At 68.8% G+C, this 7695-nt stretch carries 9 protein-coding genes and 1 pseudogene; 6 read left to right on the forward strand and 4 right to left on the reverse strand.

From position 1 onward, the window contains the following. Positions 1-151: 151 nt before the first annotated feature. The 3 genes from ACFY2X_RS42605 to ACFY2X_RS42615 are packed head-to-tail and all read left to right on the forward strand — an operon-like array spanning position 152 to position 3233. A complete protein-coding gene (locus ACFY2X_RS42605) occupies positions 152-778 on the forward strand; it encodes a TetR/AcrR family transcriptional regulator (RefSeq protein ID WP_389949645.1) in 627 nt (208 codons plus the stop codon). Next, entirely contained in the window at positions 775-1665 is an 891-nt protein-coding gene (locus ACFY2X_RS42610) for an ATP-binding cassette domain-containing protein (protein ID WP_389949648.1), read from the forward strand. The genes ACFY2X_RS42605 and ACFY2X_RS42610 overlap by 4 nt, the downstream gene beginning before the upstream one ends. Next, complete coding sequence (locus tag ACFY2X_RS42615; protein ID WP_389949651.1) at positions 1662-3233, forward strand: ABC transporter permease; 1572 nt, start codon at positions 1662-1664, stop codon at positions 3231-3233. The genes ACFY2X_RS42610 and ACFY2X_RS42615 overlap by 4 nt, the downstream gene beginning before the upstream one ends. A gap of 22 nt (positions 3234-3255) precedes the next feature. Here the strand turns inward: ACFY2X_RS42615 and ACFY2X_RS42620 are convergent, their stop codons facing one another. From ACFY2X_RS42620 to ACFY2X_RS42635, 4 genes and pseudogenes are all read right to left on the reverse strand, one after another. Beyond that, positions 3256-3654, reverse strand: coding sequence for a helix-turn-helix domain-containing protein (locus ACFY2X_RS42620; protein WP_389949670.1), 399 nt, complete (start codon positions 3652-3654; stop codon positions 3256-3258). Between the two features lie 27 nt (positions 3655-3681). Next, positions 3682-4011 (reverse strand): annotated as a pseudogene (locus ACFY2X_RS42625) (AraC family ligand binding domain-containing protein); the annotation flags it as partial. A gap of 30 nt (positions 4012-4041) precedes the next feature. Continuing rightward, positions 4042-5262: an RNA-guided endonuclease InsQ/TnpB family protein gene (locus tag ACFY2X_RS42630; protein WP_389949654.1), complete on the reverse strand. Its 1221-nt coding sequence runs from the start codon at positions 5260-5262 to the stop codon at positions 4042-4044. Further along, positions 5255-5407 carry a hypothetical protein gene (locus ACFY2X_RS42635; RefSeq protein WP_389949657.1) on the reverse strand — a complete coding sequence of 51 codons (153 nt, stop codon included), beginning with the start codon at positions 5405-5407 and terminating at the stop codon, positions 5255-5257. Before ACFY2X_RS42635 ends, ACFY2X_RS42630 begins: the two co-directional genes overlap by 8 nt. Positions 5408-5655: 248 nt before the next feature. On the opposite strand from ACFY2X_RS42635, the gene merB reads away from it, so the two are divergent. The 3 genes from merB to ACFY2X_RS42650 all read left to right on the forward strand — a co-directional run. After that, positions 5656-6357: an organomercurial lyase gene (merB, locus tag ACFY2X_RS42640; protein WP_389949659.1), complete on the forward strand. Its 702-nt coding sequence runs from the start codon at positions 5656-5658 to the stop codon at positions 6355-6357. Between the two features lie 331 nt (positions 6358-6688). Beyond that, complete coding sequence (locus tag ACFY2X_RS42645; RefSeq protein ID WP_389949661.1) at positions 6689-6982, forward strand: hypothetical protein; 294 nt, start codon at positions 6689-6691, stop codon at positions 6980-6982. Between the two features lie 459 nt (positions 6983-7441). Then, on the forward strand, positions 7442-7695 hold a 254-nt coding region (locus tag ACFY2X_RS42650), incomplete at its 3' end, for a hypothetical protein (protein WP_389949664.1).

Consider the following 7695-nt stretch of genomic DNA (forward strand, 5'->3'; position numbering starts at 1 on the left):
CTCCGGGGCGGGCGTGCCCGGCCCGGAGTCCCCCACCTCAACCGGCAACTTTCTCCTCGATGACCGCCATGGTTTTCGAACGTGAGGGCTGGGGAATATGAGGCGTTGAACGTTTGAATGGTATCCAATACATGTGTATAGACTCTTGTACATGCGACCAATATCTGAAGAGGATCTGACGACGCGGGCCCGCATTCGCGACGCCGCGATGGGGTTGTTCGCCGAGCAGGGGGCCAAGGCGACCACGATCCGAGGGATCGCCGCGGCGGCCGGGGTCTCACCCGGCCTGGTGCAGCATCACTTCGGCACCAAGGAGCGGCTGCGGCAGGCGTGCGACGAGTATGTCCTGAGCTACGTGCGAGAGCAGGCCAGCGCGGGCGTCACCGACCGCAACCTGGGGAAGCCGGAATTCATCGAGAACGTTCACCGCACCGCGCCGCCGCTGATGAAGTACCTCGGCCGCGCCCTCGTGGACGGCTCCCCCAGAGCCGCCGCCATGTTCGACGAGCTCGTGAGTGTGACAGAGGAACATCTGGCCGGTGACGGCCACTCCGAGGTCGACCATCGCGCCCGCGCGACCGTGCTGACCGCGATGAAGCTGGGCATCACGGTGCTGCACGAACACATCTCCCGCGCGCTCGGCACAGACCTCTACGCCCCGCAGGGCGCGCTGCGCGTCGGCAAGGCCCAGCTCGACCTGATCAGGCCGGAATTCCTTGGCCGTGAGCTGTTCGAGCAGGCGCGGACAGGCCTGGAGACGCTCGAGGGACAACAATGAACGCCGCAGTGCGGGCAGACGGCCTGGTCAAGACATTCGGTCAGGCCAGGGCCCTGGACGGGCTGGACCTCACCATCCAGAGGGGCGAGGTGCACGGCTTCCTCGGCCCCAACGGCGCGGGCAAAACCACCACGATCCGCATCTTGCTGGGCCAGATGCGCGCCGACGGCGGCCGGGTCGAGTTGCTCGGCGGCGACCCCTGGCGGGATGCCACCGAGCTGCACCGAAGGCTCGCCTACGTGCCCGGCGACGTCACGTTGTGGCCGTCGCTGACCGGTGGTGAAGTCATCGACCTGCTGGGCAGGGTACGCGGCGGCCTCGATCCCGGGCGGCGCGCCGAACTTCTTGAGCGCTTCGAGCTCGACCCGCGTAAGAAGTGCCGCACCTACTCCAAGGGCAACCGGCAGAAGGTGGCACTGGTGGCCGCCTTCGCCTCCGATGTGGAGTTGCTGGTGCTGGACGAGCCGACCTCTGGCCTGGACCCGCTGATGGAGGCGGTCTTCCACGAGTGCGTCCTGCGGGAGAAGCGCAGCGGCCGCACCGTGCTGCTGTCCAGTCACATCCTGTCGGAGGTGGAGGCGTTGTGCGACCGCGTGAGCATCATCCGCGCCGGCCGTACCGTCGAGTCCGGCGGCCTGGCCGACCTGCGCCACCTGACCCGCACCTCGGTGACGGCCGAGCTGGTCGAGCCTGCACCCGGCCTGGCCGCGCTGCCCGGCGTGCACGACCTCACCATGGACGGCCCCCGGCTGCGCTGCCAGGTGGACGGTGACATGCTCACGGCGGTGCTCGCAGAGCTGGCCAGGACGGGCGTACGCACGTTGACCACGCAGCCGCCGACGCTGGAGGAACTGTTCCTGCGCCACTACGAGGGAGCCGCCCGATGACCGGCACGTGGGCGCTGATCCGGCTCATCCTGCGGAGGGACCGTGTGCTGCTGCCGGTCTGGATCACGATCAGCTCGCTGCTGCCGGCGAGCATTGCCTCCGCCACCGCCGGCCTGTACGCGGACCAGGCCGCTCGCGACGCCTTCGCCGCGGCCTCGATGGGCAACCCCGCGCAGCTCGCCATGCGCGGCGTCATCTACGACGCGAGCGTGGGTGACCTGACCGCCTGGACACTCGGCTCGTCCGGGGCGTTGATCGGCGGGCTGATCAGCATCCTGCTGGTGATCAGGCACACCCGGGCCGAGGAGGAGACCGGGCGGCGCGAGCTGCTGTCCTCGGGCGTCGTCGGCCGCCACGCCCCGCTGGCCGCCGCGCTCGCGGTCGTGCTGGCCGCCAACCTGCTGCTGGGCCTGCTGTCGGTGCCCGGCCTGGTCGGCAACGGCCTCCCCGCGGGCTCCTCGCTGCTGTTCGGGCTGTCTGCCGCTGCGGGCGGCTGGGCGTTCGCCGCCGTGGCCGCGCTCACCGCGCAGCTGACCGCGTCATCGGGTACGGCACGCGGCATCGCGATCACCGTCGGCGGCCTGCTGTTCGTGATGCGTTCGCTGGCCGACTCCGGCGGCATCACCTGGTTGGCGTGGCTGTCGCCGTTCGGCTGGGTCCGGCTGGCCAGGCCCTACGCCGGCGACCGGTGGTGGGTGCTGGGACTGGTCGTGGTGTTCACTGCCGCACTGGCGGTGGCCGCGTTCGCGCTGTCCACGCGGCGTGACGTGGCCGGTGGCCTGATGGCCGCCCCGCAGGGGCCCGCCGCCGGGGCGCTGCGAGGTGTGTTCGGCTTGGCCGGGCGCCTGCAGTGGGGCACGCTGGCGGGCTTCGGGATCGGGTTCTGCCTGCTGGGTGCGTTGCTCGGCGTGGCGGCACGCGGGCTGGACGCCCAGGTGGGCACGCCGCAGTTCCGGGAACTGGCCGCGACTGTCGGGGGTTCCGGTGCGCGCATCTCGGATGTGTTCTTCACGTTCGTGATGTATGTGCTCAGCCAGCTTGTCACGGGGGCGGCGCTGGTGTCGGCGCTGCGTGCCCGCAGAGAGGAAGCGGCGGGCCGGGCCGAGCTGCTGCTGTCCGCTCCGGTCGGCAGGCTGCGCTGGGCATTGAGCCACCTGGTGTTCGCCATCGCGGGCCCGGCGCTGCTGCTGGCCGTACTGGGCGCGGCGGCGGGGTTCGCTTACAACGGCGATGTGGCCCGTGTCGCCGGGGCCACGCTGGCTTACCTGCCCGCCGTCTGGACCGTGGTCGGGGCTGTGACACTGCTGTTCGGCGTGCTGCCCCGGTTGGCGAGCGCCATGAGCTGGACCATGCTCGGCCTGATCTTGCTCGTCGACCTGCTGGCGGAGTTCAGGCTGGCCACCGGATTCGTCCTGAACCTGTCGCCATTCGTACACGTGCCGCCGATGCTGCTGGGCGGCATCTCATCACCGGTTGCGCCGCTGCTCGGACTGACCGTGATCGCAGGAGTTATGACCGCAACAGGGCTGGCCTTCCTGCGCCGCCGCGACCTTGCCCCCTCTGCCTGAAACCGCCTGAACACCGTCCCGATCATCGACCGGCCGCGTGCGTTGGCCGCCTGCGGCCGTGCGGTAAGCGCTGGGGGTGATGCCGTAGGTGTGTGAACCAGCGTGTGAGGTGGGCTTGGTCGGCGAAACCGGTCTCGGCCGCTACGGATGAGGGTGGCATCCCGGTCGCCAGCAGTCGCTTGGCGTGACACAGTCTGAGGTCGAGCTGGTACTCGCTGGGTGCGAAGCCGTAGGCGGTGCGGAAGCAGCGGTAGAGCGTATAGCGGCTGCATCCGGCGGCTTCCGCCAGTTCGCCGATGCTGAGGTCTTCAGCGAAGCGTTCTCGCAACAACGTCCGCGCACGGGCGGCAGCGACGGTGCCCGGCGTCCGGCGGTGATCTCTGGCAGGGAGGAAGGGACGCGAAGCAGCGCGGCCGATCATGCCCAGAACCGCGGTGGTGAGCAGTTCATCGACGACCAGGCGTGAAGCACCGCCTACCACCGCGCGGTGCAGCTGTGCCAGGGCGTAGGCCAGTGCTGGATCATCCACGACGGGTTCGGCGAACAGGGGCAGTCCGGCCTGGTTCGGTGTCGCGTCGGTCAGAACCTGGCGGACCAGGCCCTCGTCGAGGTGGAGCATGCGGTAGTGATATCCGTGATCCACTGCCGCGTGGCCGTCGTGAGGTTCGTCGGGGTTGAAGGCCATGACCCGCCCCTGGCCGCTGGTGCACCGCTGCCCTCGGCACACAAAGGACTGCGCACCATGGTCGGTGACTCCGAAGGAGTAGGTGTCGTGACTCCTCCGCTCCCTGAAGGGAGCGGCTTCTCGCTACGCCGCGTGGGCGTCGCGGAGGACCAGCCCGGCCCTCTTGATGTTGCTCGCCGCGACGACGTCGGCGTTGGCCGTATACCGGCAGGCCACGCAGACGAAGTCGGCCTGGGTTTTGCGGTTCTCCTTAGCCACGTGCCCGCATTGGGCACACGTGCGGGAGGTGTCGCGGGGATTCACCGCGATCACGTCTCGACCGGCGCTTTCAGCCTTGTGCGCGAGGACCCGCAGAAACACCCCCCAACCCGCGTCCAGGATGCTTGAGTTGAGCCCGGCCTTGGCGGCGGCCCCGTTCGGCAGGAAGGTGCCCGCCCGAGCGGGATCGGTCTTCGGCCTGGGGCTCTTGGTCATGTTGACGATGCGCAGGTCCTCGACCACGATCACATCCGCGTGGCGGACCAGGGCCAGCGCGGTCTTGTGCGCATGATCGGTGCGCCGCCGCGCCACCTTGCGGTGAATCTTCCCCAGCTTCTGGGCCGTCTTGCGCCTGCGGTTAGAGCCGCGCCCGGTCCGCGCGTACACCCGCTGGGCGGTGGCCAATTGCTCTTCGGCGCTCTTGCGGTAGCGGGGGCTGGGGATGTGCCCGGCCTCGTCGGTGACGCCGCGGATCGGCTCACTCACGGTGGCGAAGTGCACGACGCCCATGTCCACGCCGACCTTGCGGCCGGTGGCAGGCAGCGGGGCGGCGGGCACGTCGTCACAGGAGCAGATCACATACCAGCGCCGCCCCTCGCGCTTGATCTCGATCGTCTTGACCCGCCCGGCGATCGGCCGGTGCTGATGCACCCGCACGTGCCCGATCCCGTGCACCTTGACGAAGGCGGCGGACGGGTGGTGCGGCTGGGCGTCCCACCGAGCCCCGTCACCCTCCACGAGGGTGACCGTGTCGAACCAGCCCCGGCCCTTGAAGCGCGGATAGCCGGGCTTCTCGCCCGCCTTGAGGCGGCGGAAGCACGCCTCAAACGCCCGGTTCAACCGGCGCAGCGTCTGCTGCTGGGCGGTGAAGGACCAGCGGCCCTGCCCGTCGGGGTCCGCGGTACGGATCTCTTTCAGCTGCGCGGACTGCTCCCCGTACCGGATCGAGACCTTCGAGCGCCGCCAGGCCTGGCGGCGCTCCTCCAATGCGGCGTTGTAGAGCGCCCGGTGATCGTCCAGCATCGCGGCAAGGGCGATCTCCTGGTGCCGGGTCGGGCGCAGCGGGAACCTGAACGACCTACGCACGGCCGCTCACCGTGACGCCGATCAGCTCCTCAAGATTGGCTCGGATCAACTCCGCACGGCGCACCTTGACCCAGCCCCCCAGGATCGGGCAGCGGTACCTGAGGTCAGACGCCGCGATGGGAAGGGTGCGCACCCGGGAAGCCACCCGATCAATGTAACGGCACCGCCCGCCCCATGCCCGGGGAAAGACCGGAAAGACATCCAGGCAGGGACGGCATTCCCCCGCCTGAAGGCGACGCTCCCCCACCTTCGATTCGATGGCAGTGCACCGGGTAACGGCGCGTTCACGAACAGACGACATACCTCCAGGGTGCCGCACCAGCGTTCAAGACTTCTGACCCCCCAGGCCACAGGCTGGACACCGCTGACCGTACTTCTCCTAGGAGCAAAGCAATGAACGACCCGGCCGCCCAGACGCTGGCAGCGCAGAGGGAAGAGATCCGCGTAGCGGTTTACTCCCACTTCGCTTGCACCGGCAACGCCCCCTCTCCGTCAGACCTAACGGCCCAGACCGGCCTTCCATACTCCGAGATACGCCGCGCGCTGGACGCCCTGCACGAGCACCGCGATGTGGTCCTGGACAGTCAGAACCACGACCGGATCGTCATGGCCCACCCCTTTGCCTCCATTCCGCTCGGTTTCTCGGTCATGGGCGCGAGCACGCTGTGGTGGGGCGGCTGCGCCTGGGATTCCTTCGCCATCCCTCACCTGCTCGACGAAGAGCCGGACGTCCTGGTCGCCACTCGCTGCCCGGCCTGTGACACCCCCCACGCATGGGTGGTCGGCCGAGAGGCTCCTCCGGCGGGTGATCAGGTGGCCCACTTCCTCACCCCCGTCCACCGTATCTGGGACGACGTCGTGCACGCCTGCGCCAACCAGCGCCTGTTCTGCTCAACCGACTGCGTCGGCACCTGGCTCAAGGACACCGGGCAGTCACCCGGCTACGTCATGGACCTGGCCACGCTGTGGAGACTCGCCCGCGACTGGTACGCCGGCCGCATGGAGCCCGGATACACCCGGCGCGACCCCGCCTCGGCCTCGGCGTACTTCGCCCAGGTGGGACTGCACGGGCGATTCTGGGGCCTGGCCGACTGAGCCTGACAATCACAGCGCCGATCGCATCGCCTGCGTCATGCCGTTTGCCGTGGCGGCCGATGAGCATCTCGGCGAACGCGGTGACCTGAGCGCTGAGCCGCGCCAGAACTGGGCTGCGGGTCTGGAGTTGGGCGAGGTTGTCGGCTTCCTCCACGGTGAGGTGGTCGGGATGGCTGGTGATCCACTCGGTCACTTCGCGCACCTTGGGCGGTGGTGGCGGGAGTTTCGGTCGGGTGAGGCCGACACTTAGGGGTTGGAGGTAGCGGTGGACGGATCGGGCGCTGCCGCGGTAGCCCTGGGAGGTGATCTCGCCGTGGAGCACGGTGGCGTCATGGACGCCGTTGTTCCAGTGAGCCCGTCTTGTTCGATGTTCGGCGAGTTCGGCGAGTTCGGCGCGTACGGCATGCGTCATGAGGACATCGATGGTGTCACACAGTGCCCCTGCCTCGCGCAGTTCGCGCAGGTGGGCGTGGGCCTGGGCTCGGATGCCGGCCCGCATCTCGGCCGGCGCGCGCTTGGGGATCTCCCAGCGGGGATCGGCCAGGAGGTCGCGCCGCCTTGCCTTCTCCTCGCCCACTCGGGCGGCAAGGCGCTCCCGCGTGCCGTGCGGGACGCCAGTGCTTAGCCGGGTTGCGTCAGGCATGATCAGATGATCGAGGTGGGAGCTCAAGTTATGCAAACTAGGGAATATCCCTCCTCGGCGCACCCGACCGACATGTCGACGACTTCCTCGCCAAGGGCGGCGCCGCTCCCTACGCTGGTGGTGAACCACCGCACATGCGCCAACTCCTGCGCACTGGCCACCGCTTTGGCCACTTCAACCGGCACTGGCCAACTCCCTGGCCGCATTGGCCGGCACGTGGCCAGATAGCGCGTCACCTGACACTCCCACTGGGGATAGCCGCAACGGCCGCGGAGAGTGCCCGTCGGTCAGGACGATCACCACGCCGCCTGAGGATGAAAAAGGTTCATTCGGCGGACAAGGGATCCACCACCCGACAGTATGACGTGGAGCCTTTCCGGCATAGATCATGTGTCGTCGCTCGCGCACCATGGCAACGTCCGTAAATGATCGGGAGACTTCATGCGCGCGGTTCCTTCCCTCGCGGCGGTCCTTGTCCTCCTTCTCACCTGCACGATCGCCCCTTGGCCTGCTGCCGCCTCCATCGCAACCTTGCCGGGCGGCAAGACCACCTACGTCGTCTCGCAAGGACATCTGAAGGCCGCATCCAGCCAGAACTGGGTACGACTCGGCAGCTACCGCTTCGCCGCCGACGGCACGGTGACCGCGGCCCTGTATCTGTGGTGGCAGCGCCATCCCGAGGCCAGGCAGCGCAC

Origin of the sequence: Streptosporangium sp. NPDC000396 (genome assembly GCF_042898655.1) — a bacterium.
Lineage (GTDB): Bacteria > Actinomycetota > Actinomycetes > Streptosporangiales > Streptosporangiaceae > Streptosporangium.

What these genes read in the sequence shown, in the direction of transcription:
- ACFY2X_RS42605 (WP_389949645.1), top strand. Translation starts at nt 152, where the DNA reads ATGCGACCAATATCTGAAGAGGATCTGACGACGCGGGCCCGCATTCGC.
- ACFY2X_RS42610 (WP_389949648.1), top strand. Translation starts at nt 775, where the DNA reads ATGAACGCCGCAGTGCGGGCAGACGGCCTGGTCAAGACATTCGGTCAG.
- ACFY2X_RS42615 (WP_389949651.1), top strand. Translation starts at nt 1,662, where the DNA reads ATGACCGGCACGTGGGCGCTGATCCGGCTCATCCTGCGGAGGGACCGT.
- ACFY2X_RS42620 (WP_389949670.1), bottom strand. Translation starts at nt 3,654, where the DNA reads ATGATCGGCCGCGCTGCTTCGCGTCCCTTCCTCCCTGCCAGAGATCAC.
- merB (WP_389949659.1), top strand. Translation starts at nt 5,656, where the DNA reads ATGAACGACCCGGCCGCCCAGACGCTGGCAGCGCAGAGGGAAGAGATC.
- ACFY2X_RS42645 (WP_389949661.1), top strand. Translation starts at nt 6,689, where the DNA reads ATGGACGCCGTTGTTCCAGTGAGCCCGTCTTGTTCGATGTTCGGCGAG.